Raw genomic sequence first — 26,217 nt, 5'->3', positions numbered from 1 at the left:
TCCGTGAGCATAGATCCGTACAATCTCGCCGGTGAGGCGGCCGCGGCGCTGAAAGCCGCGGCCGGGCTCGACACCTTCGACGTGGCCCTCGTGATGGGGTCCGGCTGGGTGCCGGCCGCGGACGCGATCGGGCAGGTGGTGGCCGAGATCCCGGTCACCGATCTGCCCGGTTTCCAGGCGCCCGCGGTGGCCGGGCACGGCGGCAAGATCCGCGTCGTCCGGACCCCGGCGGGCCGCCACGCGCTGGTGCTGCTCGGGCGCAGCCACCTGTACGAAGGCCGCGGGGTCGACGCCGTCGTGCACGGCGTGCGCACCGTCGCCGCGGCGGGTGTCCGTACGATCGTGCTGACCAACGCGGCGGGCGGCCTGCGCCCGGAGACGCAGCAGGTCGGCGACCCGGTCCTGATCAGCGACCATATCAACCTGACCGGCGCCAACCCGATCACCGGCACCACGTTCATCGACCTCACCGAGGTCTACTCCAGGCGCCTGCGCGAGCTGGCCCGCGAGGTGGACCCGAGCCTGGCCGAGGGCGTCTACGTCGCCTTCCGCGGCCCCACCTACGAGACGCCCGCCGAGATCCGCATGCTGCGCACCCTCGGCGGCGACCTGATCGGCATGTCCACCGTGCTGGAGGCGATCGCCGCCCGCGAGGCCAGCCTGGACGTGCTCGGCGTCTCCCTGGTCACCAACCCGGCCGCCGGGCTGTCCGGTGAGCCGCTCAACCACGAGGAGGTCCTGGAGGTCGGCCGCGCCACCGCCACCCGGATGGGCGTCCTGCTCGCCAAGGTGGTCGACCGGCTGTGAGCCTTCACGAGCAGGCCCGCGAGTGGCTGAGCCAGGACCCCGACCCCGACACCCGGGCCGAGCTGTCGGCGCTGCTGGAGCGCGACGACACCGAGGCGTTGCGGGACCGGTTCGAAGCCAAGCTGGAGTTCGGCACCGCCGGGCTGCGCGGTGAGCTCGGCGCGGGCCCCAACCGGATGAACCGGGTCACCGTCATGCGCGCCGCCGCCGGCCTGGCCCAGGTGCTCGGCCCCGGCAAACACGTGGTGATCGGCTACGACGCGCGGCACAAGTCCGACGTGTTCGCCCGCGACACGGCCGCCGTGCTGACCGGCGCGGGCCTGCACGCCTCGCTGCTGCCCGGCCCGCTGCCCACGCCGGTGCTCGCCTTCGCGGTGCGCCACCTCGGCGCCGACGCCGGCGTGACGGTCACCGCCAGCCACAACCCGCCCAGGGACAACGGCTACAAGGTCTACTGGGGCGACGGCTCCCAGATCGTGCCGCCGATCGACAGCCGGATCTCCGCCGCGATCGACGCCGTGGGCCCGGTCGACGCTCTCCCGCTGCACTCCCCCGGCACGCTCACCGAGCTGGGCGACGCCATCGTCGAGGACTACATCGACGCGGTGATCGCGCTGCCGCTGGGCGACGCGCGCGAGCTGCGGGTCGCCTACACGCCGCTGCACGGCGTCGGCTCCGGCACGCTGACCGGCGCCTTCCTGGCCGCCGGCTTCGAGACGCCGATGGCCGTCGAGGCGCAGCGCAACCCCGACCCGGACTTCCCCACGGTGGCCTTCCCCAACCCGGAGGAGCCCGGGGCGATGGACCTGGTCATCGAGCTGGCCGCCAAGACCGGCGCGGACCTGGTGCTGGCCAACGACCCCGACGCCGACCGGTGCGCGGTCGGCGTCCCGCTCGGCGACGGCGCCTGCCGCATGCTCACCGGCGACGAGCTCGGCGGCCTGCTGGCCGAGCACGTCCTCACGCACACGTCGGGCGACCGCATGGTGGCCACCACGATCGTCTCCTCGACCCTGCTGGGCAAGATCGCCCGCGCGCACGGCGTCCGCTACGGCGAGACGCTGACCGGCTTCAAGTGGATCATCAAGGCGGGCCCTGGCCTGGTCTTCGGCTACGAGGAGGCGATCGGCTACAGCGTCGGCACGACCCACCCCGCGCCCGAGGACGGCGGTTCCTTCCCGGAGATCGCGGCGCCCTACCTCCCGGTCCGCGACAAGGACGGCATCGGGGCCGCGCTCACCGTCGCGGCCATCGCCGCCGCCGCCAAACTGAACGGCCACACACTGCTCGACCTCCTGGACGACCAGGCCAGACGGTACGGCCTGCACGCCACCGCGCAGCTCTCGGCCCGCGTGGACGACCTGTCGCTGATCGCCGACGCCATGTCCCGGCTGCGCGCCACCCCACCCACCACCCTCGGCACCCGTACGGTGACCCGCGTCGACGACCTGAGCAGGGACGACGGCGACCTGCCGCCCACCGAGGGGCTGCGCTTCACGCTGTCGGGCGACGCCCGCGTGGTGGTCCGGCCGTCGGGCACGGAGCCGAAGCTCAAGTGCTATCTGGAGGTGGTGGTGCCGGTGACGGGCGACGTGCCCGACGCCCGCGCCGAGGCGGCCGGCGAGCTGGACGCCCTGAAGGCCGACCTGAGCGCAACCCTCGGACTTTAGTCTCATCACGAGAGTTGGGACCGCACAGGGACAGGCCCCTCTAGAATAGGCCCAAATTTGGTCCCACCAGATTTGGCGAGACCAAATTTGGGCCTATCTGGAGGTGGCATGTTCATCGGACGCGAGCGAGAGTTGGCCTCGCTCGGACGCTTCTTCGCCAGAGTGGGGACCGGGGACCGGCCGGGACGGGCGATCTTGCTGCGTGGCCGTCGCCGGGTGGGTAAGTCACGGCTGGCGGAAGAGTTCATCGCCAGGTCGGGTGTGCCGTCCTTCTTCTACACCGCGGCCCAGGAGCCACTCGCCGAGCAGCTCGATCGCTTCACCGAGGACGCCGCCGTCTCCGACCTGCCCGGCGCGGCGCTCTTCACCGAGCTGACCACGACCACATGGGACAGCGCGCTACGGCTCCTGGCCCAAGCCATCCCGCAGGACTCGCCCAGCATCATCGTCATCGACGAACTGCCCTTCATGATCGCGCAGGACCCGTACCTTGAGGGCAAGCTGCAACGCCTCTTCGACCGGGAGTTCTCCCGTCGGCCGGTCCTGCTCATCCTGATCGGCTCCGACCTGTCGATCATGGAAGCGATCAACCAGTACGACCGGCCCTTCTACATGCGGGCATCGGAGATGGTGGTCAGCCCGCTCACTCCGGGCGACGTGGCCAAACGACTGAGCCTGCCGGCGCCGGAGGCCATCGACGCCTATCTCATCACGGGCGGGCTGCCCATGATCCTCGACGAGTGGCCCGTCGGCGCCACCGCCTGGGACTACCTCGACGACGCCCTCCTCGACTCCACAGCGGCGTTGATCGTGAGCGGGGAGCGCGCCATGGCCGCGGAGTTTCCGCCGGAAGCCCAGGCTCGGGTCCTGCTGAAAGCCGTCGGTTCGGGGCAGCGTACGTTCTCGTCGATCCTACGAGCCTCGGGCGGGATGCCGTCCACCTCGGTCAAGCGTGCCCTGCAGATTCTCCTGGACAAGCGCATGGTCACGGCCGAGTTGCCGGTGTCCACCAAGCCCTCCAAGGAGACTCGCTATCACATCGCGGACACCCATCTGCGGTTCTGGCTGTCCTTCATCGAACCGGGGACGGCCGAGATCGAGCGTGGTCGCGGAGACCTGACACTACGGCGCCTGAAGCGGTCCTGGTCCGCGTGGCGGGGGGCCGCGGTGGAACCGGTCATCCGTGAGTCTCTGCGCCGCATGGACTTCGAGGAGGAGACCGGCGCCATCGGCGGTTACTGGACGAGGACGAACGATCCCGAGATCGACCTCGTCGGTGCGGACCGGGAGCCGATCGCCAAAAGGATCACCATGCTCGGGTCGATCAAGTGGCTGGAGAGCCGGCCGTTCGACCACCACGATCTGAGCGAGCTCATCGTCCACCGGTCCAAGATGCCCGGAGCCGACGCCTCCACCCCGCTCTATGCCGTCTCCCGCTCGGGGTGCGACGTCCAAGGCGTCAGGCACATCACTCCCGAAGAGCTGCTTGACGTGTGGCGTTAGGACTTTGGTCTCATCGATGAGACCAAAGTCCGAGCGAGGACCGCGAAAACCGCTCCATGAGACCATCGCGAGGCGATGGGCCCAAATTTGGTCCTCTTCACTTCTGGACTCACCAAATTTGGTCCCATCAGATGAGGACCGTCCTGACCTGGTCAGGCGAGGCGGAACTGGAGGTCGATCTCCCACTTGTTCATGTCCGGCTGCTCCTCCGGGTGGGTCTTGTAGATCTCCAGGCGGCTGCCCCAGTGCTCGCCGTCCGCCTCCGTCGTCATGTCGAACGCCAGCCCCTGCTCATCCGCCCACCCGCGCAGCGCGTCGATGGTGGCGATGAGCCGGTCCGGGTGGCCGACGTGGGTCTCGGTGACGTAGCGGCCGGCCGGAATGACGCCGGCGAAGATGTCCCCCTCGCCTGCCATCGGGGCCGCGACCGGTACGCCCGCCTCGACCAGCAGATCCCCTTCCATGTCGATGATCAGGAAGCGGAAGAACGGCCCGCCGTCCGGGGCGGCACCCCGCTCGGCCAGCCAGGCGAAGATCTCGCCCAGCCGGTCGCCGACCACGCCGAAGGTCGTCAGGGTGATGGTCTTGCGGATCCCGACGTAGTACCGCTCCGGGAACTCGATGATCTGTGGCATGTTGTCCTCCCTTTTACTCCTATGTACGACGCGGGGCGCTGGAACTCATCGGCAGGCCGAAAAAGGGGAAGAGCCGGGGCTCCAGGTAGGTGGTCACGCTGGTGATCGAACCGCCGCCGGTCCCCAGGAGAACCAGGGCGAAGGGCTCGCCGTCCCGGTACTGGCCGTACGTGGGCAGGCCGCCCGCGTCGGCGGTCCGTACCAGGTAGGAGCCGTCGCACGGCGCCCCCGAGGCGACCAGAACGCGGCGGATGCTGTCGCGCCCGCTCAGCCACCAGGCGAACGGCGGCATCGACATCGTGGCGTCCTCGTGCAACAACGACACCAGCGCCGCCACGTCGAACCGCTCGAACGCATCCACGTAACGGGCCAGCAGTTCCTCGTCCACGCCACCACCCGCGGGACCGGGCGCGGCGGCCACGGCGCTCCGGCGCGCGGTGTCAGGCGCGGCACCCGTGCTGGGTACGGTGGTCCGACGCGCGGGGCCGGGCGTGGCGGCTGGGGCGGGCAGGGTGGTCCTGGCTCGTTGCAGGGTGCTGTTGACGGCGGCCACGCTGGTGTCCAGGAGCGCCGCCACCTCGGCGGCCGACCAGCTCAGCACGTCGCGCAGGATCAGCACCGCCCGCTGGCGCGGCGGCAGGTGCTGCAACGCCGCCACGAACGCGAGCCGTACGGTCTCCCTCGACACCGCCAGCTCCGCCGGGTCCAGCAGGTGGTCCGGCAGGGGGTAGACCCAGGTGCGCGCCTCCACCGGCTCCCCCAGCGGCGTGCCGGGCTCGGCGGCCGGGCCCAGGTCCATGGCCAGGGCGCGGCGGCGGGCGCCGCGTAGCAGGTCCAGGCAGACGTTGGTGGCGATGGCGAAGAGCCAGGCCCGCGCAGATCCACGTACCGGGTCAAAGCGGTCGCGGCTGCGCCAGGCCTTGACCAGCGTCTCCTGCACCGCGTCCTCGGCCTCGAAGGCCGAGCCGAGCATGCGGTAGCAGTATCCGACCAGCTCAGGCCGGTGCTCTTCCCACTCCATGAGACTCCATCCGGTCGTCACCGATCCCGCCCAGGCGTCACACAGTGCCACCGCCAACACGAGAGGTCTAGCTTGTACGCCTTTGGCGGGTTATGGTGCGATCAACGCAACCGAACGTTCGGTAGGCCCTCTTGGACACTTCACTCACTGACCGGGACACCGACGCCGGGCTGCGGATCAGGAGCGCGGCGGTGCTGCTCTTCGCCCGTCAGGGCTACGCCGCGACCAGCATCAGAGACCTCGCCAGAGCCGTCAACCTCACCAACGCCGGCATCTACCACCACGTCTCCAGCAAGGAAGCCCTGCTCGCCGACCTCATGAGAGCCGGTCATCGCGGGCTCATCGACGCCACCGCCCGGGTGCTCGACAGAGTCGAACAGCCGTCGGACCGGCTGGCGCTGCTCATCGCCTCCCTCACCGCGATCCACGCGCGCAGCCCCCTGACCACCCGCGTCATGGACGGCGAACTGCGCTCCCTCACCCCCGGCTCCACCGCCCACGACGAGATCATCGCGCTGCGCGACGAGTACGAGGACCACTGGCGCCGAGCCCTGGCCGACGGGGTCGGGCAGGGCGTCTTCCGCGTCGCCGACCAGAAGCTGTCCCGCCTGGCCTTGATGTCCATGTGCACCGGCACCAGTGAGTGGTACCGCCCCGACGGGGACTCCTCGCTGGAGCAGGTGTGCGCCGAGTTCGTCGCGATCGGACTGGCCGCGGTCCGGGCTCCCGCCCGCCCCACGGCGAGCGCCGACCTCTCCCTGCTGCCCGACTTCCCCTGGGAGCCGCCGGATGCCTGACGCCTCGTACGAGACCATCCCCGACCTGCTCAGACACGCCGCACGCGAGTACGGCGACCGCGAATTCCTACGTTTCCCCAAGACGTCCCGAAGCCCTGCCGGGACGTCCCCAAGCTCCACCGGTACACCCCTGAAACCCGCTGAGACACGATCCCTGAGCCCTGCCGAGACGTCCCTGCACCCTGCGGGGACGTCCTTGAACCCCGCCGGGACGTCCTTGAGTTTCGCGGAAGTGGACGCCGAGTCCGATCGGCTGGCCGGAGTGCTCGCCGCCAGGGGGGTGCGGCCGGGCGACCGGGTGGCGATCATGATGGAGAACGTGCCCGGCTGGCCGCTGAGCTGGCTGGCGATCCTCAAGGCCGGGGCGATCACGGTGCCGGTCAACGTCCGCTACGGGGCGGCCGACCTGGAGCATGTGCTGCGCGACTCGGGCGCCGTGACCACCCTGACCACCCTGACCACCGCGGAGCACGCCGCCCTCGTCTCGAACGCCGCAGCCACCCTGACCGCCGGGCCCGCCGCGCCAGTCCTCGGTCCCGTCTACACCTTGGACAGCCTCACGGGCTCGGCCAGCGCACCCGATATCTCCCCCGACGCGGACGATATCGCGAATTTTCAGTACACATCCGGCACCACGGGCTTCCCCAAAGCCTGCATGCTCACCCACGCCTACTGGCTCAGAGCCGCCCAGGTCATCGCGGACCAGATCCGGCTCCGCGACGACGACGTCATGATGATCGCTCAGGCGTACTCCTACATGGACCCCCAGTGGACCACCGTTCTCTGCCTGATCGGCGGCATCCCCCAGGTGGTCCTCCCCCGCTTCTCCGCCTCCGGCTTCTGGCCCGCCGCCCGCGAGCACGGCGCCACCCTGACCTACGTGCTCGGCACGATGCCGCTGCTCCTGCACAAGCAGCCGCCGCACCCGCTGGACCGCGCCAACCGGATGCGCCTGATCCTGTGCTCAGGCATCGCCCCCGGCCTGCACCGGGCGTTGGAGGAGCGGTGGGACGCACCCTGGCGTGAGCTCTACGGCTCCACCGAGAGCGGCACCGACCTGATCGCCGCCCCGGAGGCCGAGGACACGGTCGGCACCGGCGCGATGGGGCTGCCGCCGCCCGGCAAGGAGGTCAGGGTGGATGCGGCGACGGGCGAGATCCTGGTCCGCGGCGTGCCCATGATGAAGGGCTACTGGAACCACCCCGAGGCCACCGCGCACGCCTTCCGCGACGGCTGGTACCACACCGGCGACCTGGGCACCCAGGACGCGCGCGGCTACGTACACCACCATGGCCGCATCACGGACTCGGTGCGCCGGGGCGGCGAGAACATCTCCTGCGCCGAGGTCGAGCGCGTGCTCGGCGAGCACCCCGCGGTGCTGAACTGCGCTCTGGTGCCCGTTCCGGACGAGCTGTTCGGCGAGCTGCCCAAGGCGTTCATCCAGCTCAACGCCGGCTACGAGGCCGGCCGGGACACCGCCATGAGCGTCATCGAGCATGCCAGAGGACGACTGGCCCGGTTCAAGATCCCCGCTTACGTGGAGTTCGTCGACGGGTTCACGCTCACCCCCTCGGCGCGCATCGAGAAGCGCCACCTGCTGCCGGCCGGGCGCGACCAGCGCGCCGGAGCCATCCCCGTCGAAGAGGAGCGAACATGATCGACGTGACCGTGCGCGACGAGGTGGCCGTGATCACCCTGCGACGGCCGGAGAAGCTCAACGCGCTCACCGCGGACATGCGCAGGGGTCTTGCCGCGGCCGTGCGCGACCACGGCGACGGCGGGCGAGCCAGGGGCATCGTGGTCACCGGCACCGGCAGGGCGTTCTCCGCCGGAGAGGACATCAACGAGGCCGTCGGGCAGTCCCTCCTGGCGGAGGTCGAGCTCTTCCACGACCTGACCAGGTCGGTGCTGGAGACTCGGGTGCCGGTGGTCGCGGCGGTCAACGGGCTGGCCGTGGGCGGCGCCGCCGAGTGGACCCTCTGCTTCGACGCCCGCCTCGGCACGCCGCAGACGGAGTACTTCTGGCCGGAGAACCACATCGGCCTGTCGATCTCCAACGCCGCCAGCTTCCTGCTGCCTCGCCTCGTGGGCGGCCGGGCGCTGCGGCTGGTGCTGGACTCGACCAGGCTGGGCGCGGAGGAGGCCAGGTCGCTGGGCCTCCTGGACGAGATCGCCGACCCCGGCACGCTGGTGGCGAGGGCCATCGCCCTGATCCACCGCTGGACCGAGCCCGGCACCGCCACCGCCGTCCACCTCGAACTGCTACGCCCCTCGCTCGCTGAGGTGGAACGCGCCTTCGCGGCGGAGACCGAGGCCGCACGCGAGGTCGAGCAGAGCGGCATCGCCCAGGCAGGCATGGACCGCTTCGTCAACCGCCGAACCTGAGCGACCCCGCCGAACCTGAGCGACCCCGCCGAACCTGAGCGACCCCGCCCTACCTGATCCACCCGCCGTACCTGAGCCGCCCGCCGTACCTGAGCCGCCACGCATGGACGGCGACGGCCCGGCGGGACGGTCAGTCGACCACGATGGCGGCGATCACCAGGGCGCAGGCCACGGCGAGCGCCGCGAACGAGTCGTACGCCCACGTCACGCGGACCGCACCCGCCTCCTCCTTGCGGAGCCTGGCCCGCTCGGCGCGGTCGGTGATCTGCTCGCCCACCCAGTCGGCGTGCGTCTTGCCGGCGAACACCTCGGCCGCGGCCTGCTCCCCCTTGGGCAACGTCGGCTCGGTCTGGTAGCGCCCCCGCCGCGCGACGGGCGCACCCCTGCGCTGCGCCTTGGCCCGCTCCCTGGCCGAGCTCACCGGCGTCCACAGCCGCAGCAACCGCTCTGTGCCGTAGTCGACGTTGATCGAGTGGGAGACCGTCACGTCGCTGACCGCCGCCCACGGCACGAACGTCGAGCGCAGGGGATTACGCCCGAGCAGGCCGTCCTCGGTGAACACCGTGGCCGGCCTGAGCGCGATCGCGTAGACCACCACGGTCAGCACGGCGAGGACGGCCAGCGCCACCATGGACGGCTTGCCGCTGTAGCGGACGATGAGGTCGAGGACGTTGAAGGCGACGAAGACCACCCAGACCCAGCCGAGAACGAGCGCGGCCTTCGATCGGTAGACCTGTCTCACGGCTGCCACTTGAGCTGCGCGAACCCCGGCTTGATCACGCCGTTGATCAGCGCGAGCCGCTCGTCGAACGGCAGGAACGCCGACTTCATCGCGTTGACCGTGAACCACTGCAGGTCGTCCCACCCGTAGTCGAACGCCTCCACGAGCTTGGCGAACTCCAGCGACAGGCTGGTCCCGCTCATCAGCCGGTTGTCGGTGTTGACCGTCACCCGGAAGTGCAGGCGGCGCAGCAGCCCGATCGGGTGCTCGGCGATGGACGCGGCGGCCCCGGTCTGCAGGTTGGAGGTGGGGCACATCTCCAGGGGGATGCGCTTGTCACGCACGTAGGCGGCCAGCCGGCCCAGCTTGGCGGTGCCGTCGCCGGCCGCCGAGATGTCGTCGATGATCCGCACGCCGTGGCCCAGCCGGTCGGCGCCGCACCACTGGATGGCCTGCCAGATGGACGGCAGCCCGAACGCCTCGCCCGCGTGGATGGTGAAGTGCGCGTTCTCCCGCTGGAGGTATTCGAAAGCGTCCAGGTGCCGGGTGGGAGGGTAGCCCGCCTCGGCCCCCGCGATGTCGAACCCGACCACGCCGACGTCGCGGTAGCGCACGGCCAGTTCGGCGATCTCCATCGAGCGCGCCTGGTGCCGCATCGCGGTCAGCAGGGTCCCGACCCTGATCCCCCGGCCCGCCGAGCCCCGCTCGAACCCCTCCAGCACGGCCTGGACGACCTCGTCGAGGCTGAGGCCGCGGGTGGTGTGCTGCTCGGGCGCGAAACGCACCTCGGCGTAGACGACGCCGTCGGCGGCCAGGTCCTCGGCGCACTCGGCCGCCACCCGGGCCAGGGACTCGCGCGTCTGCATGACGCCGACGGTGTGGTCGAACGTCTCCAGATAGCGCTCGAGCGATCCGGAGTCGGCGGCCTCCTCGAACCAGACCCGCAGGCTCTCGGGGTCGGTGGTGGGGAGCCCGTCGTAGCCGCACTCGCGTGCCAGGTCCACGATGGTCTCGGCCCGCAGACCACCGTCGAGATGGTCGTGGAGCAGGACCTTGGGTGCCCGCCGGATCTCGTCAAAGGTGGGACTCATCCGCCCATGATACGAGTCCCGCGACCGCGTGGCCTTCGCGGCGCGGGTCAGGCCCTGTTGGCCGTGTCCGGGCTGAAGGCGGGCAGGCAGACCGCGATGTATTCGGCGCCCTCGGCACCGGTGCTGTAGCGGATCTTCTCCCCGGGCTCGGTCACCAGGCTCTCGCCCGCGGAGACCTCGGTGGTGCCTCCGGCGTGCTCGACGAGGACGGTGCCGCGCAGCACCACGGTGTACTCGGTGAACGCCGGTGTCTGGGCGGGCTCCTCCCAGCCGGGCGGGGCCACCATGCGGGCGATGGACACCGTCTCGTCGCCGCTGTTGACCCGGCCGATGTGCTCCTCGATGACCTTGCCACCGGGCACCGGGATGCGTGCGGGTCCTTCTAGCTTTCTCACCACCGGGTCAGTGTCCCACGTCGATGACCAGGCGGCTGGGGCCGGTGTACTCCTTCACCCGGAAGGTCCTGGTCCGGTCGCTGATCAGGGCGATGCCGACGTGACCTTCGAAGTCGCCGGTGGAGACGATGCCGGTGACGGCGGTGAGCGGCTCCGCCGACGTGCCCGACCAGGTCGGCGTCCCTTCCTCGGTGTGGGCCACGGCCGGGATGAGCATGACGTGCAGGGCCCGGCCGCCCTTGAGGTCGATGGCCTTGCCGGCCCCCTCCGTCTCCACCTTGCTCGTCCAGCGCACGGTATAGCCGGGTATGTCGCCCTTGAAGTCGACGACCACCCGGTCGAACCCGTCGTGCCGGGCGACGCGTACGCCCGTCACCAGGGCCGGCACCATGCCGTCGGCGCGCCGGACCCGCACCGCCGCGGTCCCCGTCGGGGAGGGCACGGCCCCGGCCGGCGTCCGGGCCTGGGCGGACGTGGCCGGCGGACTGGTCACGGGGTCGGACGTGCCGGGCGAACCGGTGCGGCCGGACGGGGATGACGTGGTGGTCTCGCCGGCCGTGTCCGCGCCCGGCTGAGCCGTACCGCAGGACAGCAGGAGTGCGCCGCAGACGGCGAGCGGGGCGAGACGCGTGAGGTTCATGTGAGGGGGATGCCCGCTCGCACATCCCCGAAAGCACCTGTTGTCGGATCGACATGAGCGGGCTCCGCCCTCGCGGAGCCCGCCCTTTCACAAAACCACCCAGTGGTACGTGAACCCGCCGGACGACTGGTCAGACCGTCTCGAACACCTTCGCGTCGTCAGGCTCGGCCACCACGGGCTTGCGCGCCCGCAGGCCGGTGGCCGAGATCGCGACGCCGACCAGAGCGAGCACCAGGCAGACCATGATGGCCGCGCGCAGCGAGCCGATCGAGAGCTCGCCGGCGGTGCCCGAGGTGAGCACGGCGGTGACCACGGCCAGCACGATGGCGCCGCCCACCTGGCCCGAGGTGTTGAGCAGCCCGGAGGCGAGGCCCTGCTCCGCGTCGTCCACGCCGTTGGTGGCCTGGATGTTCAGCGGCGGGAAGGACAGCGCGAACGCGATGCCCAGCAGGAACATGCCGGGCAGCACCAGACCGCCCAGGCTCGGCGTCTCGCTGATGCCGAGGAACATCGCGTACCCGCCGGCGAGCGCGGCCGCGCCGACGATGATCAGCTTGCCGGTGCCGAACCGGTCGGCGAGGCCCCCGACCTTGGTGGAGCTGACGGCCACGATCAGGCCCGCGGGCAGGAACGCCAGCGCGGTGCCCAGCGCCGACCAGCCGAGCAGATTCTGGAAGTACTGCATGGCCACGAACTGGAAGGACACGTACGAACCCATGAGGATGAACAGGCCCAGGTTGGCCCGCACCAGCGGCCGGGACCGCAGGATGCCGAGCCGTACCAGAGGGTGCCTCGTCCTGAGCTCGGTGACCACGAACAGCGTGAGCAGGGCGGCGACGGCGACCAGCGAGCCGATCGTGCGCGGGGTGGCCCAGCCCACCTCGGGGGCCTGCACCACGGTGAAGACCAGCAGCAGCATCGAAGCGGTGATCAACACGGCGCCGAGCAGGTCGTGGCCCCCCTCGGGCCGCTCCTCCACCGGGCGGGGCAGCACCCTGAGCGCCGCCACCAGCGCGATGACGGCGACCGGCACCGGCATCAGCAGCGTGTAGCGCCAGTCGAGCTCGGTCAGCAGTCCGGAGATCACCAGGCCGAGCGAGTAGCCACTGGCGCCGGAGGCGGTGAAGATGCTCAGCGCCTTGTTGCGCTGCGGCCCTTCGGGAAACGTCGTCGTGATGATCGACAAGGCGGCCGGCGCGGTGAAGGCGGCGGCGACACCCTTGACGAAACGCGCGGCGATCAGCAGCGCGCCATCGTCCACCACGCCACCCAGCAACGACGCGACGGCGAAAACTGCCAGTGCGACCAGGAGCACCCTGCGTCGCCCGAGCAGATCGGCGACCCTGCCTCCGAGCAGGAGAAGACCGCCATAGCCGAGCACATATCCGCTGACGACCCATTGCAGGGTGGAGGTGGAAAGTCCGAGCTCATGCTGGATGGACGGCAGCGCGACACCGACCATGGACACATCGAGCGCGTCAAGAAAGATCACTGCGCAGAGCACGGCGAGCGCGCTCCAGCGAGACACGTGAGTGGAAGACATGAGGAGAAACATTACATGCAGTCGCATCTAATGCAAGCGCATTAAATGTCCTTGCATCGGTTTGACCGAGGTGATAATCTCCGGCCATGGACGAGCAGTATGTGGTCAGCACCTGGCATTACGTCCTGGCCAAGCATGCCAAGGCGATGTGCGCGCTGGAGCGCGAGCTGGGCGAGAAGCACGGCTTGGGGCCCAGCGAGTTCGAGGTTCTCGACCGCATCGTCCACCACGACCGCAAGCTGCGCATCCAGGAGCTCTGCGATGAGGTGCACCTGAGCCAGAGCGCGCTCTCGCGGGTGGTCGCGCGCTTGGAGAAGGCCGAGCTCGTCTGCCGCGGCGTCTGCGACTCCGACCGGCGCGGCGTGTTCGTCTCCATCACCGAGGAAGGCCGCGCCCGCCACCTCGCGGCCCTCCCCACCCAGCGCACCGTCCTGTCCGAGATCTTCGCCGACGCCCCGGCCCTGATCGGCTAGGCACCGCGGGCAGGCTCTGGCCTGGCCGCCTGCCCGCCCGACTGCTCAGGCGGTGACGCGGTCGATGACCAGGGGCAGGTGCTCCTGAGCGGTCGGCCCCACCTCGTAGCCCCCCGCCAGCGCCTCCAGCGCCCGGCCGAACCTGGCCGGCTCGTCGGCGTGCAGGGTGAGCAGCGGCTCCCCCTCCTTGACCGCGTCGCCCGGCTTGGCGTGCAGCGTGATGCCCGCCCCGAAGGACACCGGGTCCTCCTTGCGCGCCCGGCCCGCGCCCAGCCGCCACGCGGCCAGGCCCACGGCGTAGGCGTCCAGCCTGGCCAGCACCCCCGACGCGGGAGCCTCGACGACCATGGTCTCGGCCGCCCTGGGCAGGGCCGCGTCCGGGTCGCCGCCCTGAGCCGTGATCATGCGACGCCAGGCGTCCATGGCCGAGCCGTCCCGCAACGCCTCGGCCGGGTCCTTGCCGGTGATCCCGGCGGCCTCCAGCATCTCGGCGGCCAGCCGTACCGTCAGCTCCACCACGTCGGACGGCCCGCCGCCGGCAAGGACCTCGACCGACTCCTGGACCTCCAGCGCGTTGCCCACGGCGCGGCCGAGCGGGCGGTCCATCGCGGTGAGCAGCGCCACCGTGCGCACGCCCGCGTCGGTGCCCAGCGCGACCATGGTCTCGGCCAGCTCGCGGGCCCGTTCCGGGGTCTTCATGAACGCGCCGGAGCCGACCTTGACGTCCAGCACCAGCGAGCCGGTGCCCTCGGCGATCTTCTTCGACATGATCGACGAGGCGATGAGCGGGATCGACTCGACGGTGCCGGTGACGTCGCGCAGCGCGTACAGCTTCTTGTCGGCGGGCGCCAGGCCGGAGCCGGCGGCGCAGATCACCGCGCCGGCGGCGCGCAGCACGCCGAGCATCTCCTCGTTGGACAGGGAGGCCCGCCAGCCGGGGATGGACTCCAGCTTGTCCAGCGTGCCGCCGGTGTGGCCGAGGCCACGGCCGGACAGCTGCGGGACGTAGGCGCCGCAGGCGGCCACCAGCGGCGCGAGCGGCAGCGTGATCTTGTCGCCGACGCCGCCCGTGGAGTGCTTGTCGGCGGTCGGCCGGTCGAGCGCCGACCAGTCCATCCGCTCGCCGGAACGGATCATCGCCTGCGTCCAGCCGGCGATCTCCCGCCGGTTCATCCCGTTGAGCAGGATCGCCATGTTCAGCGCGGCCATCTGCTCGTCGGCGACCTCGCCGCGCGTGTAGGCGTCGATCACCCAGTCGATCTGGGCGGCCGTCAGCTCGCCACCGTCGCGCTTGGCGACGATGACCTCGATGGCGTCCATCAGCCCATCCGGGTCAGGTCGTCGGGGCCGAACGCGTAGGGCAGGATCTCGGCCATCCGCCTCGGCCCGTCCACGGTCTCGACCAGCAGCTCCTCGCCGCCGAACTCGAAGAGCAGCTGGCGGCAGCGCCCGCACGGCATGAGCAGCTCGCCGTGGCCGTCGACGCAGGTGAAGGCGACCAGCCTGCCGCCGCCCGAGGACCACAGCGCCGAGACCAGCCCGCACTCGGCGCACAGGCCGATGCCGTAGGAGGCGTTCTCCACGTTGCAGCCGGTGACGATCCGGCCGTCGTCCACCACGGCGGCCGCGCCGACGGGGAACTTGGAGTAGGGGGCGTAAGCGTGCTGCATGGCCTCGGCGGCCTTCTCACGAAGCGCGTCCCAGTCGATGTTCAATGTTGTTCCCCCCGGCGGTAGCTCACGCCGTCGGCCTTGGGCATCCGCAGACGCTGCGAAGCCACCAGGAGCACGAGCAGCGTGAGCACGTGCGGTGTGATGAAGACGAATTCGTTCGGCAAGGTGTCGACGGTCAGCCAGAGCCAGATCAGCACGACCGCGCCCGCCGCCACACCGGCCAGGACGGTGTACTCCCTGGCGCCTCGGGCGGTGAGCTCGGCCGGTCTGGCGGGCGACAGCATGGCCCGGGCCCTGACACCAAGATAGATCAGCAGCAGGATCGCGCCGAACAGCAGGAACGAGGTGACCGCGCCGGCGCTGCGCAGCTGCAGGCCGTCGGCGTAGCCGAACAGCGCCGCGCCCGCCGCGAGCCCGCCCGGCCGCCAGTTGCCGAAGATCATGGCCGCCAGTCCGATGAACCCGCGCCCGCCCGTCTGCCCCTCGACGTACTTGGTGGTCACGAAGACCAGGAACACGCCGCCGAGCCCGGCGAACGCGCCGGAGATGACGACCGCGACGTACTTGATCCGGTAGACGTTCACGCCCAGCGACTCGGCGGCCCAGGGGTTCTCGCCCGCCGAGCGCAGCCGCAGTCCGAACGAGGTGCGCCAGAGCACGAAGTACGTCAGCGGCAGCATCAGCACGGCCAGCACCACCAGCAGGTTCACCTGGTGCGTGAGCCCGCGCAGGATGCCCGCCAGGTCCGACAGCAGGAACCAGTGCGTACGCTCCAGGCTCCCCAGCCAGTCGGGCCCGGAGGAGAACAGCGGCAGGCTGACCCGTGGCGGCTGGGACGACAGCGCCGGCGAGGTGGTGATCCCGGCGCCCGCCTCGCCCGCCGGCGTGCCCTCCTTGTAGAGCACCTCGGACAGGAAGCGGGTGACGCCGGGGCCGAGCAGGTTGATCGCGACGCCGCTGATGATGTGGTCGACGCCGAACGTCACGGTGGCGATGGCGTGGATCAGCCCGCCCAGAGCGCCGGCGACCAGCCCGGCCAGCAGCGCGGCCATGGGCCCCCACTGGTAGCCGGCCCAGCCGGCGAACCAGGTGCCGAGCACCATCATTCCTTCGAGGCCGATGTTGACCACACCGGCCCGTTCGGCCCACAGGCCGCCGAGCCCGGCCAGGCCGATCGGCACCGCCAGCATCAGCGCGGCGGCGAACGTGCCCGAGGAGGTGATGTCGTTGGCGCCGGTCACGACCCGGACCAGGGACATCAGCAGGATGAGCACGGCGACGCCGATGAGCGCCAGGTGGTATTTGCGGGTCCTGGTCGATCCCGCGACGGTCGTGATCGTCATGCTGCCACCTCAACGGGAGTGTTCCTGCCGAGCTCCTGAGCGGCCCGCCGCTCCTCACGCCGCAGCGCGAGCCTCCTGGTGATCTCGTTGGCGATGACGACCAGAAGAACGATCGTGCCCTGCATGATGATGATGACCGAGGGCGGCACGTTGGCGAACTGCAGCGGCCCCTGGGCGTGCTCGAGGAAGCCGAACAGCAGCGCGGCGACCGCGATGCCGACGGGTTTGTTACGGCCGAGCAGCGCGACCGCGATGCCCAGGAAGCCCAGGCCGGGGGTGAAGTTGGAGCCGAAGGAGTGCTTGTCGCCGAGGATCTCGGGCAGCCCGATCAGTCCGGCGATCGCGCCGGAGAGCACCATCGCGGCGATGACCATCTTCTTCGCGTTGACGCCCGAGGCCACGGCGGCCGGCGAGTTCAGGCCGCTGGCCTTGAGCTCGAAGCCGAACCTGGTCCGCTCCAGCAGGACCCAGAGCCCCACGCCGAGCAGGATCGCCACGATCAGGAAGCCCCACAGCCCGCCACCGCGCGGCGCGGGCAGACCGAGCACCTCGAAGATCCAGTTGAGGTTGGGGAACCAGGCGGACTGCGGCAGCTCGGGCGTGCTGGTGGTGAGCAGTCCCTCGCTCCGCTCGCCGGTGAAGGGACCCCGGACGAGGAAGGCCGCCAGGTTGATCGCGATGTAGTTGAGCATGATCGTGGAGATGACCTCGTTCACCCCCCTGGTCACCTTCATGATGGCCGGGATCAGCGCGTAGAGGCCGCCCACGAGCGCCGCCACGACGATGATCACGGTGATCTGGATCGGGGCGGGCGCGGTGAAGGTCGAGCCGACGTACGCGGCGCAGATGGCCGCGATCCGGTACTGGCCCTCCACGCCGATGTTGAAGAGGTTCATCCGGAAGCCGACGGCCACCGCGAGGCCCGCGATGAACAGCGTCACGGAACGGTTGATCATGGGGGCGATGCCGTTGACCACCGAGCGTTCGGTCTCGCCGAAGTCGAAGAACGCGGCGAAGGCGTCCCCCGGGCTGGCGCCCGCCGCGAGGATCGCCACGCTGGAGATGACGAGGGCCAGCACGATGGCGGCGACGGCGCCTGCGACGGTCAGCAGTGCCCGGTAGAGCCCTGCGGGCATCACGCCTCCTCAGTGCCGGTGATGGCACCGGTCATGTATCCACCCAGCCGTTCGGGCGTGACATCGGACGGATCGAGCCGGGCGACGAGCCGCCCGCGGTAGATGACCCGCAGGGTGTCCGACAGGCCGATCAGCTCGTCCAGGTCCGCCGAGATCAGGAGTACGGCCAGCCCGGCGGCTCTGGCGTCGCGCAGGTGGTCCCAGATGGCGGCCTGCGCCCCGACGTCGACGCCCCTGGTGGGGTGGGCGGCGATGAGGAACCTCGGCTTGCCGCTCATCTCCCGGCCGACGATCAGCTTCTGCTGGTTGCCGCCCGACAGGGCCAGCGCCAGGGTGTCGACCCCCGGCGTGCGCACGTCGTAGTCCTTGACGATGCGCGCGGTGTCGGCCTTGGCGGCGCGCCTGTTGACCCAGATCCCCTTGCGCGCGGGCGGCCTGGTCTGATGGCCGAGCACCCGGTTCTCCCAGAGCGACGCTTCCAGCAGCAGGCCCTGGCGGTGGCGGTCCTCGGGGATGTAGCCGATGCCCGCCTCACGGCGCCGCAGGGTGGACCAGGAGGTGATGTCGGCGTCGCCGAGCCGGATGCCGCCGTGCGCCGGGCGCAGGCCCATGATCGCTTCGATCAGCTCGGACTGCCCGTTGCCCTCGACCCCGGCGATGCCGAGGATCTCGCCCTCGTGGATGTCGAACGACACGTCGTCCAGGACCAGCCGCCTGCCCTCCTCGCGGAGGCGGTCGAGGAAGAGCTCGACCGAGGTGCCCGCGGGCACCGACATGTGGCCGTCGGCCTCCATGGTCAGGCCGGACACGCTCAGCGTCACGGTGTCGGTCACCGTGGACTCGCGGGTCTCCGGGGTGGGCAGCTCGCTGCCGACCATGAGCTCGGCGAGCTGCCGGGCGGTGACCTCGGCGGGGAGCACGCTGGCGACGGTGGTGCCCCGCCTGATCACGGTGATCGCGTCGGCGATGTTGAGCACCTCGTCGAGCTTGTGGGAGATGAAGATGACCGTGAGGCCGCCGGCGGTGAGCTCGCGGAGGTTCTCGAAGAGCTCGTCGACCTCCTGGGGCACCAGGACCGCGGTCGGCTCGTCGAGGATGAGGATGCGCGCGCCACGGTAGAGGACCTTGAGGATCTCCACCCGCTGGCGGTCCCCGACGCCCAGGTCCTCCACCAGCCGGTCGGGGTCGACCCGCAGGCCGTGCCTCTCGGCGAGTTCGTTGATGCGGGCACGGGCGCCGGCCACGTCCAGGCCGATGCCCCGCTTCGGCTCGGCGCCGAGGACGATGTTCTCCAGGACGGTGAAGTTGTCGGCCAGCATGAAGTGCTGGTGGACCATGCCGATGCCGGCGTCGATGGCGTCGCTCGGGGTCCGGAAGGCGACTTCGGCGCCGTTGACATTGATGGTGCCCTCGTCCGGCTTCTGCATGCCGTACAGGATCTTCATCAGGGTCGACTTGCCCGCGCCGTTCTCCCCGACGATCGCGTGCACCGTGCCGGGTTCGACGGTGATGCGGATGTCGTGGTTCGCCACGACACCGGGGAAGCGTTTGGTGATGCCTTCCAGTTGTACGGCTGGTTGCACCGCGGCGACGGTGTCGGCGTTCATCGGCCGCTCATTCGATCTCTCCTAGAGCTCGGCAGATAAGCCGAAGGCCCGGGTCTCGGGTGACCTCGGGCCCTCGGCCTATGTCCGTCATCAGGCGTCCGTCATCAGGTTACGGCTTGGCCGGCACCGTGATCGTGCCGTCCACGATGCCCTTCTTGGCCTCGTCGAGCTTGTCCTTGATGTCGTCGATCTCGCCACCGGTGGTGGCCAGGCCCACGCCGTCGACCTTGAGGTCGTAGATCACGTTGGAGCCGCCCTTGGCGCCGCCCTGGAAGGCCTTGATGAACTCGAAGACGCCCACGTCCACGCGCTTGAGCATCGAGGTCATGACGACCGACTGGAGCTCGGTCTCCTTGATGGTCTGGCGCTGGTCGGAGTCGACGCCGATGGCCTTCTTCTTGGCGGCGGCCGCCGCCTGGAACACGCCGAGGCCGGAGTCGCCGGAGGCGTGGTAGACGATCTCCGCGCCGTCCTGGTACATCTTCTCGGCCGCGACCTTGCCCTTCTCGGGGGCCTTGAAGCCGCTGAAGTCACCGTCGGGGGTGAGGTACTTCACGTCGATCTTGGCGTCGGCCTTGACCGACTTGACGCCGGCCGCGAACCCGGCCTCGAACTTCTTGATCAGGTCGTTCTCGACGCCGCCGACGAAGCCGACGTGGCCGCTCTCGGCCTTGGTCGCCGCGGCGACGCCCGCCAGGTAGGAGCCCTGCTCCTCGGCGAACAGCAGGCCGGTGACGTTGGCCGCGTTGGAGGCCGAGTCGACGACCGCGAACTGGATCTCGGGGTATTCCTCGGCGGTCTTCTTGATGTCCTCGCCGTAGGCGAAGCCGACGCCGATGATCGGGTTGTAGCCCGCGTCGGCGAGCTGGCGCAGCAGCTCACCTCGGTTGGAGCCGTCGGATGCGGGGCTCAGCTCCTTGATCTCGGCGCCCAGCTCGGTCTTGGCCTTCTCCAGGCCGGTGTAGGCGGCGTCGTTGAACGACTTGTCGCCACGGCCGCCGATGTCGAACGCGAGGCCGACCTTGAGCGCACCCGCGGCCGGCGCGCTGCTCGCGTCGGCGGAGGGCTGAGCGCTCGCCGTGGTGTCTCCGCCTGTGCCGCTACCGCAGGCCGCGGCCGCCATGAGCATGACTCCCGCTACGGTGCCTGTCGCCAACCTGCCGAATCGCTTGCTGAGCAAGGCGACTCCCTTCCATTTCCCCGCCGTCAAACTTCATCGCGGGCGCGAAGAAACGTACGGCAACCCTGCACGGAAGATAGTTGGTTGACCAGGGCATACCAAACCGCAGCACAGGGTCGCAACCGCTCCGTTATCGACATCAAGCGCGTCCGTGACCTGATTCGGGCGGTGAGAGCCCTTCCGAGGCTTTACCGAACTTTGGGCCTCGCCAGCACTTCATCCACGGACGATCATGTCAGGGATTCCCACCAACGGTGGAAATATCGTCTGGAGTCCCTACATGCAACCCTGGAAGGCACTCACCGTGCCGCTCACGGCGGTCATGGTCCTGACCATGGCCACCGCGCCCGCCACGGCGACCATCCCCGCCATCACGGTCACCGACAACGCGACCCAACCGGTGTTCTCCCGCGCCGACGCCATCAAGCAGACGGTCTTCGTCGAGGTCGCGGGCACCGACAGCGACAGCGACGGCAAGCCCGACCGCGTCGCCGTCGACATCCTGCGGCCCAAGGAGACCGATCAGGGCCTCAAGGTCCCGGTGATCATGGAGTCGAGCCCCTACTACGCCGGCGGCAACGACGTGGCCAACCACCTCGTGGACGTCGACGAGCACGGCAACCCGCTGCCCAGCGCGTCCCGCTCGGCGAGCAAGGTGGACGCGGAGCCGTTCGACGGCTACTACGACAACTACTTCGTGCCCCGCGGCTACGCCGTCGCGCTGGTGGAGAACCTCGGCAGCGGCCGCGCCACCGGCTGCCCCACCACCGGCGCCCGCAACGAGACCGCCGGCCCCAAGGCCGCGATCGACTGGCTGAACGGCCGCGCCAAGGGCTTCGACGCCGACGGCAGACGCGTCGACGCGACCTGGTCGACCGGCAAGGTCGGCATGATCGGCGTCTCCTACAACGGCACGCTGCCCAACGCGGTGGCCGCCACCGGCGTGAAGGGCCTGGAGACGATCGTGCCGATCGCCGCCATCTCCTCCTGGTACGACTACTACCGGGCCAACGGCGGCGTCCTGGCGCCCGGCGGCTTCCAGGGCGAGGACGCGGACGTGCTGGCCAAGTACGTGCTCACGCGGGAGAACGGCCAGCAGGTCTGCGGCGGGGTGATGGACCACCTGACGGCCGCCCAGGATCGGATCACCGGCGACTACAGCCGGTTCTGGGACGAGCGCAACTACCTCAACGACGTGCGCAAGGTGAAGGCCAGCGTCTTCCTGGTGCACGGGCTCAACGACTGGAATGTCAAGACCAAGCAGGCCGCCCAGTGGTGGTACGCCCTGGCCGACCGCAGGGTGCCGCGCAAGATCTGGCTGCACCAGGGCACCCACATGAACCCGTTCAACCTGCGCACCGCCGAATGGCTGCGCCAGTTGCACGGCTGGTTCGACCACTGGCTGTACGGGATCAACAGCGGGATCATGAGGGAGCCGCAGGCCGATGTGGAGATCGCCGCCGGCCAGTGGGGACAGCACGCCTCCTGGCCGTTGCCCGGCACCCGGCCGCAGCGGCTGTGGCTGGGCTCCGGCGCCCGGCTGAGCCCGCGTCCCGGCCCGCACTCCGGTCGTGAGTCGTTCACCGACCAGAAGATCCGCACCGCCGAGCAGCTCGCGGAGGCCGCGCCCGCGCCGGATCCCAACCGGCTGGCCTACCTCACCGGCGCCCTGCCCGCGGACGTGCGCATCTCGGGCACGCCGACGGTGTCGGTCCGAGCCTCGATGAAGAACGGCGCCTCGCCGTACCTGACGGCCCTGCTCGTCGACTACGGCGAGGACACCCGCCCCAACGGCACACTGGTGCCGACCGGCGAGAACTACTGCTACGGCCAGGGCATCCCGGGTGACACCGGCTGTACGGCACTGCGCCGGCTCGGCACGGCGGTGACCCCGTACAAGATCGTCACGCGCGGCTGGCTGGACGTCCGCAACCGGAACCGGCCCGACCGGTCGGTGGCGGTCAGGCCGGGCAAGGAGTACGGCTTCAGCTGGGACTTCCAGCCGCAGGACTACGTGTTCAAGAAGGGGCACCGGATCGGCGTCGTGATCATCTCGACGGATCGCGACTACACCCTGCGCTACCCGGAAGGGACCAAGGTCACGGTGTCTCCCGGGCAGTCGTCGCTCGACCTGCCGATCGTCTCCGGCCGGATCTTCTGAGACGCGGCCGCATCTCTTGAGACGCGGCGGCATCTTCTGAGACGCGGCGGCGGCGAAGGACCCGTGAGTCCTTCGCCGCCGTGCGTACAGGTCAGGCCAGTGCGGAGGTGATCTCGTCCGCCGCCGACGGCAGGTGGCCGCCCTCGAACAGGGCGGTCAGCGCGGTGGTGGCCATCAGGCGGACGCCCATGCCGATGGCCCGCTCGTCGATGTCGAACGTGCCCTGGTGGATGTCGTAGGTGATGCCCGTCTCCGGGGAGCGGGTGCCGAGCCGGGCGAACCCGCCGGGGATCGACTCGAGGTACCAGGCGAAGTCCTCGCCACCGAGTGACTGCTGCGTGCCCACCACGGCGCCGGCGCCCAGGGCGCGGGCGGCGGCCTCACCCATCATGGCCACGCTGAGCTCGTCGTTGACCACCGGCGGCACGCCCCGGGTGTAGTCCATCGTGGCCTCGACGCCGTAGGCGCCGGCGACGGACTCCAGCAGCGCCTTGATCAGGTCGGGCGCGGCGTGCCACGCCTCCTCGTCCAGGCAGCGCACGGTGCCCTCGGCCACGCCCTCGTCCGGGATGGCGTTGGCGGCGGTGCCCGCCTGGACCTTGCCCCAGACGAGGCTGAGCGAGGAGCGGGGGTCGATCCGGCGCGACAGCGCGGCGGGCAACTCGGTGAGGATCTTGGCGAGGGCGAAGACCAGGTCGGCGGTGAGGTGCGGCCTGGCGGTGTGGCCGCCGGGTCCCGAGACCCGGATCACGAGCTTGTCGCAGGCGGAGGTGATGGGCCCGGACTTGAGCCCGACCTGGCCGACGTCGACGCGCGGGTCGCAGTGCAGGCCGAAGATGCGCTCCACGCCGCTGATGCCGCCGTGGGCCATGACCTCCAGCGCGCCGCCGGGGAGCTCCTCGGCGGGCTGGAAGATCAGCCGCACCCGGCCCGGCAGCAGCCCGGCGGCGGCCTGCTGGGCCAGGAAGAGCGAGGTGCCGAGCAGGATCGAGGTGTGCACGTCGTGCCCGCACGCGTGACAGGAGCCGGCGACGGTGGAGCGGTAGGGCAGCTCCTTCTCGTCCTGGAGCGGCAGGGCGTCGATGTCGGCGCGCAGCGCCACGATCGGGCCGTCGCCGCTGCCCACGTCACAGATCAACCCGGTGCCGCGAGGCAGCACCGTGGGGACCAGCCCGACGGCCAGCAGCCGCTCGGCGATCCGCTGTGTCGTGCGGTACTCGGCGAAGGCCAGCTCCGGATGCATGTGCAGGTCGCGGCGGAACGCCACCAGGTCCTGCTCCGTCTCCGCCAGGAACGCGTCGAGTTCCCCTCGAAGCTCACGTCCCTGCATCTGTCACCATCCCGTCCTATGCCGTGCGATTTCCCACTGCCCGACATCGCACCGCTCATAGCGCCATTTCGTCATTTGTTCCATTGCGCGCGAAGGCTGTTCTGGTCGGAACAACCGTCCGGCGAATCAGATGCCACACCCACTGGTTTCGGTGCCAAAAAGATCGTCAGCACGGGGTCGCGGATCTCGGCCGCCTGAAGGGTGGGCAGCCGCCGCAGCCCGGAAACACAGCGGTCGGCCGTGGAACCTGGCGATGCATCGACTTTATCGCCTACCCGGGGCTTCACGGCGACAACTACACCAAAAGTTAGCCGACTGCGTGCCCGTAACCACGGATCGTCACGCACCGTAACCACACGCCTGACCCGAAGATGGTCATAACGGATCATTAAATGGTGACCCGATGTCGCTACTCCCAAACGTGGTCAGCGATTCCGAATCGTGTCACCTTCCGTCATGGTCATCACACTCCCGCGCTGGCTGCATTTGCGAATAATGCGTGTTTCACTCGCTATATGATCACTAACATCCCGTTCGGGGAGAAGTATGCCAGGTTGAGCATCTTCGAGCCGGGCGAGGGGACCCTGGTGGTCGTACCCTCGCTGTCTCTCCCGCAGGACGAGCTGCGCCGCATCACCGGCGCGCGCTGCTACGAGGAGCGCCTGCTCTTCCTGCTTCTGACGCTCCGCCGGCCCGAGGTCAAGGTGGTCTACCTCACCTCCGCGCCGATCGATCCGGAGATCGTCGACTACTACCTCGGCTTCCTGCCCGACCCGGAAGAGGCGGCCAAGCGGCTGGAGCTCATCAGCCTGGACGAGCCGAATCTGCAGCCTTTGACCAGAACGCTGCTCTCCTCCCCCGACGTGCTGGACCGGCTGCGTTCCGCCATCGAAGGTGACGCCTGGCTGGTCCCGTTCGTGCTGAGCGAGCTGGAGGAGCAGCTCGCCTCGTCACTGAACGTTCCCCTCTACGGTCCCGCGACGACGCTGGCCTACTACGGCTCCAAGAGCGGCTCCCGCGAGGTGGGCACCGCGGCGGGCGTGCCCATGGCCCGCGGCTTCGGCGGCCTGCACACGCTGACCGAGATCGAGGACGCGATCGAGTCGGTGCCGGGCGAGCGAGTGATCGTCAAGCTGAACGACGGCTATTCGGGGCTCGGCAACGTCATCCTCGCCAAGAGCGACCGGTCACGCACCAGCTTCACCGCCGCCGGGGAGACCTGGGCCAGCTTCACCGAGAAGGCCCTGGAGCGGGGGGCCGTCGTCGAGGAGTACATCGAGCACCGGCCGCTGTTCTACCCCAGCGCGCTGGCCCGCATCACGCCCGGCGGGCAGCACGAGGTGCTCGCCACCCACGACCAGGTGCTCGGCGGCGCCAACGGCGACGTCTTCCAGGGCTGCACCTTCCCGGCGGCGGAGGAGTACCGCGCCGAGGTGGGCGCCTCGGCGGACCGGATCGCCGAGGTCCTGGCGAGCAAGGGCGTGGTCGGGCTGTTCGGCATGGACTTCTTCGCCATGAAGACCGACGCCGGCTACGCCGCGCTGCTGTGCGAGATCAACCTGCGCATCGGCGGCACCACCCATCCCTACGGCGCGACGCTGCTGACCACCGGCGCCGACTACGACCCCGGCACCGGCCTGCTCATGGCCGACGGCCGGCCCAAGCACTACACCGCGACCGACAACTGCGCGGCCTCCTGCCTGCGCGGGCGGACGCCGGGCGAAGTGGTGCGCGCGGCGGAGCGGCTCGGCCTGGGCTTCGACCAGGAAACGCGCACCGGCAACGTCTTCCACCTGCTGGGCGCCCTGCCCGAGCATGGCAAGCTGGGCTTCACCTCCATCGGCGACTCCCGTGACCAGGCCAACGAGCTGCACGCCCGCACTAGACGCGTGCTCTGCGGAGACCTCGTACGCCGATGATCATGAGCACGGCCGCCAGGATGATGTTGACCGCGATCAGGATGCCGTGGACCACATAGAAGCCGGTCGCGTGCCCGTCGGCCAGGTTAAACCCCAGGTTGATCCACTCGAAGACCATGAACACGCCGAGTGCGATGAGGAATCCGGCGATCTTTCGTGACATGCCACTCTCTCTAGCGTTGAAGGC

The 26,217-nt window shown here is 70.0% G+C and carries 25 protein-coding genes; 9 read left to right on the top strand and 16 right to left on the bottom strand.

Going from position 1 to position 26,217, the window contains the following annotated elements:
- Nucleotides 1–3 precede the first annotated feature (3 nt).
- The 3 genes from OHA68_RS19835 (at nt 4) to OHA68_RS19825 (ending at nt 3,980) form a co-directional block, all read left to right on the top strand.
- Nucleotides 4–807, top strand: a complete 804-nt coding sequence (locus OHA68_RS19835; RefSeq protein WP_327108953.1) for a purine-nucleoside phosphorylase — start codon at nt 4–6, stop codon at nt 805–807.
- Nucleotides 804–2,477: a phospho-sugar mutase gene (locus OHA68_RS19830; protein ID WP_327108952.1), complete on the top strand. Its 1,674-nt coding sequence runs from the start codon at nt 804–806 to the stop codon at nt 2,475–2,477. The genes OHA68_RS19835 and OHA68_RS19830 overlap by 4 nt, the downstream gene beginning before the upstream one ends.
- A 108-nt stretch (nt 2,478–2,585) precedes the next feature.
- Entirely contained in the window at nt 2,586–3,980 is a 1,395-nt protein-coding gene (locus OHA68_RS19825) for an ATP-binding protein (protein ID WP_327108951.1), read from the top strand.
- Between the two features lie 152 nt (nt 3,981–4,132).
- On the opposite strand, the gene OHA68_RS19820 is transcribed toward OHA68_RS19825, so the two are convergent.
- Together OHA68_RS19820 and OHA68_RS19815 are read right to left on the bottom strand one after the other, a co-directional pair.
- The gene (locus tag OHA68_RS19820; protein ID WP_327108950.1) at nt 4,133–4,615 is read right to left on the bottom strand and encodes a GyrI-like domain-containing protein; all 483 of its coding nucleotides are present in this window, start codon (nt 4,613–4,615) and stop codon (nt 4,133–4,135) included.
- 19 nt (nt 4,616–4,634) lie between these two features.
- Nucleotides 4,635–5,636: an RNA polymerase subunit sigma-70 gene (locus OHA68_RS19815; protein WP_327108949.1), complete on the bottom strand. Its 1,002-nt coding sequence runs from the start codon at nt 5,634–5,636 to the stop codon at nt 4,635–4,637.
- Nucleotides 5,637–5,767: 131 nt separating this feature from the next.
- Here OHA68_RS19815 and OHA68_RS19810 point away from each other — a divergent pair, with 131 nt between their 5' ends.
- From OHA68_RS19810 to OHA68_RS19800, 3 genes are all read left to right on the top strand, one after another.
- Entirely contained in the window at nt 5,768–6,433 is a 666-nt protein-coding gene (locus OHA68_RS19810; RefSeq protein WP_327108948.1) for a TetR/AcrR family transcriptional regulator, read from the top strand.
- A gap of 217 nt (nt 6,434–6,650) precedes the next feature.
- Nucleotides 6,651–8,090 carry an AMP-binding protein gene (locus OHA68_RS19805; protein WP_327108947.1) on the top strand — a complete coding sequence of 480 codons (1,440 nt, stop codon included), beginning with the start codon at nt 6,651–6,653 and terminating at the stop codon, nt 8,088–8,090.
- Nucleotides 8,087–8,818: an enoyl-CoA hydratase/isomerase family protein gene (locus OHA68_RS19800; protein WP_327108946.1), complete on the top strand. Its 732-nt coding sequence runs from the start codon at nt 8,087–8,089 to the stop codon at nt 8,816–8,818. The genes OHA68_RS19805 and OHA68_RS19800 overlap by 4 nt, the downstream gene beginning before the upstream one ends.
- 130 nt (nt 8,819–8,948) lie before the next feature.
- Here OHA68_RS19800 and OHA68_RS19795 read toward each other — a convergent pair whose 3' ends face one another.
- The 5 genes from OHA68_RS19795 to OHA68_RS19775 all read right to left on the bottom strand — a co-directional run bounded on the left by OHA68_RS19795 (nt 8,949) and on the right by OHA68_RS19775 (nt 13,208).
- Nucleotides 8,949–9,560: a PH domain-containing protein gene (locus OHA68_RS19795; RefSeq protein WP_327108945.1), complete on the bottom strand. Its 612-nt coding sequence runs from the start codon at nt 9,558–9,560 to the stop codon at nt 8,949–8,951.
- Nucleotides 9,557–10,630: an adenosine deaminase gene (locus OHA68_RS19790; protein ID WP_327108944.1), complete on the bottom strand. Its 1,074-nt coding sequence runs from the start codon at nt 10,628–10,630 to the stop codon at nt 9,557–9,559. Before OHA68_RS19790 ends, OHA68_RS19795 begins: the two co-directional genes overlap by 4 nt.
- Nucleotides 10,631–10,677: 47 nt before the next feature.
- Complete coding sequence (locus OHA68_RS19785; protein ID WP_327108943.1) at nt 10,678–11,028, bottom strand: cupin domain-containing protein; 351 nt, start codon at nt 11,026–11,028, stop codon at nt 10,678–10,680.
- Nucleotides 11,029–11,032: 4 nt separating this feature from the next.
- Entirely contained in the window at nt 11,033–11,665 is a 633-nt protein-coding gene (locus OHA68_RS19780) for an AMIN-like domain-containing (lipo)protein (protein ID WP_327108942.1), read from the bottom strand.
- Nucleotides 11,666–11,795: 130 nt separating this feature from the next.
- Nucleotides 11,796–13,208, bottom strand: coding sequence for an MFS transporter (locus OHA68_RS19775; RefSeq protein ID WP_327108941.1), 1,413 nt, complete (start codon nt 13,206–13,208; stop codon nt 11,796–11,798).
- An 86-nt stretch (nt 13,209–13,294) separates the two neighbouring features.
- On the opposite strand from OHA68_RS19775, the gene OHA68_RS19770 reads away from it, so the two are divergent.
- On the top strand, nt 13,295–13,681 hold the full coding sequence (locus tag OHA68_RS19770) for a MarR family winged helix-turn-helix transcriptional regulator (protein WP_327108940.1): 387 nt from the start codon (nt 13,295–13,297) through the stop codon (nt 13,679–13,681).
- A gap of 45 nt (nt 13,682–13,726) precedes the next feature.
- On the opposite strand, the gene OHA68_RS19765 is transcribed toward OHA68_RS19770, so the two are convergent.
- The 6 genes from OHA68_RS19765 to OHA68_RS19740 form a co-directional block, all read right to left on the bottom strand.
- On the bottom strand, nt 13,727–15,001 hold the full coding sequence (locus tag OHA68_RS19765; RefSeq protein ID WP_327108939.1) for a thymidine phosphorylase: 1,275 nt from the start codon (nt 14,999–15,001) through the stop codon (nt 13,727–13,729).
- Nucleotides 15,001–15,396: a cytidine deaminase gene (locus OHA68_RS19760; protein WP_327108938.1), complete on the bottom strand. Its 396-nt coding sequence runs from the start codon at nt 15,394–15,396 to the stop codon at nt 15,001–15,003. The genes OHA68_RS19765 and OHA68_RS19760 overlap by 1 nt, the downstream gene beginning before the upstream one ends.
- Entirely contained in the window at nt 15,393–16,697 is a 1,305-nt protein-coding gene (locus OHA68_RS19755) for an ABC transporter permease (protein ID WP_327108937.1), read from the bottom strand. The genes OHA68_RS19760 and OHA68_RS19755 overlap by 4 nt, the downstream gene beginning before the upstream one ends.
- Nucleotides 16,694–17,833: an ABC transporter permease gene (locus tag OHA68_RS19750; protein WP_327108936.1), complete on the bottom strand. Its 1,140-nt coding sequence runs from the start codon at nt 17,831–17,833 to the stop codon at nt 16,694–16,696. Before OHA68_RS19750 ends, OHA68_RS19755 begins: the two co-directional genes overlap by 4 nt.
- A complete protein-coding gene (locus OHA68_RS19745) occupies nt 17,833–19,440 on the bottom strand; it encodes an ABC transporter ATP-binding protein (RefSeq protein WP_327108935.1) in 1,608 nt (535 codons plus the stop codon). The genes OHA68_RS19750 and OHA68_RS19745 overlap by 1 nt, the downstream gene beginning before the upstream one ends.
- A 109-nt stretch (nt 19,441–19,549) precedes the next feature.
- Nucleotides 19,550–20,620: a BMP family lipoprotein gene (locus OHA68_RS19740; protein ID WP_189144470.1), complete on the bottom strand. Its 1,071-nt coding sequence runs from the start codon at nt 20,618–20,620 to the stop codon at nt 19,550–19,552.
- 280 nt (nt 20,621–20,900) lie between these two features.
- Between OHA68_RS19740 and OHA68_RS19735 the strand changes: the two genes are divergently transcribed.
- On the top strand, nt 20,901–22,781 hold the full coding sequence (locus tag OHA68_RS19735) for a Xaa-Pro dipeptidyl-peptidase (protein ID WP_327108934.1): 1,881 nt from the start codon (nt 20,901–20,903) through the stop codon (nt 22,779–22,781).
- Between the two features lie 91 nt (nt 22,782–22,872).
- Here the strand turns inward: OHA68_RS19735 and OHA68_RS19730 are convergent, their stop codons facing one another.
- Together OHA68_RS19730 and OHA68_RS19725 are read right to left on the bottom strand one after the other, a co-directional pair.
- Nucleotides 22,873–24,111 (bottom strand): amidohydrolase, encoded by a 1,239-nt coding sequence (locus tag OHA68_RS19730; RefSeq protein WP_327108933.1) that lies wholly within the window; start codon nt 24,109–24,111, stop codon nt 22,873–22,875.
- Nucleotides 24,112–24,182: 71 nt separating this feature from the next.
- Nucleotides 24,183–24,500, bottom strand: a complete 318-nt coding sequence (locus OHA68_RS19725) for a hypothetical protein (protein WP_327108932.1) — start codon at nt 24,498–24,500, stop codon at nt 24,183–24,185.
- A 126-nt stretch (nt 24,501–24,626) separates the two neighbouring features.
- Here OHA68_RS19725 and OHA68_RS19720 point away from each other — a divergent pair, with 126 nt between their 5' ends.
- Nucleotides 24,627–26,030, top strand: coding sequence for a peptide ligase PGM1-related protein (locus OHA68_RS19720; RefSeq protein WP_327108931.1), 1,404 nt, complete (start codon nt 24,627–24,629; stop codon nt 26,028–26,030).
- On the opposite strand, the gene OHA68_RS19715 is transcribed toward OHA68_RS19720, so the two are convergent.
- Nucleotides 25,993–26,193, bottom strand: coding sequence for an SCO4848 family membrane protein (locus OHA68_RS19715; RefSeq protein WP_327108930.1), 201 nt, complete (start codon nt 26,191–26,193; stop codon nt 25,993–25,995). The two genes, OHA68_RS19720 and OHA68_RS19715, sit on opposite strands and share 38 nt — an antisense overlap.
- Nucleotides 26,194–26,217 lie beyond the last annotated feature (24 nt).

Source organism: Nonomuraea glycinis (genome assembly GCF_035920485.1).
In the GTDB taxonomy this organism is placed as follows: domain Bacteria; phylum Actinomycetota; class Actinomycetes; order Streptosporangiales; family Streptosporangiaceae; genus Nonomuraea; species Nonomuraea glycinis.
The sequence above is the reverse complement of the archived record's forward strand: the minus strand, read 5'-3'. Positions and strand labels throughout refer to the sequence as shown.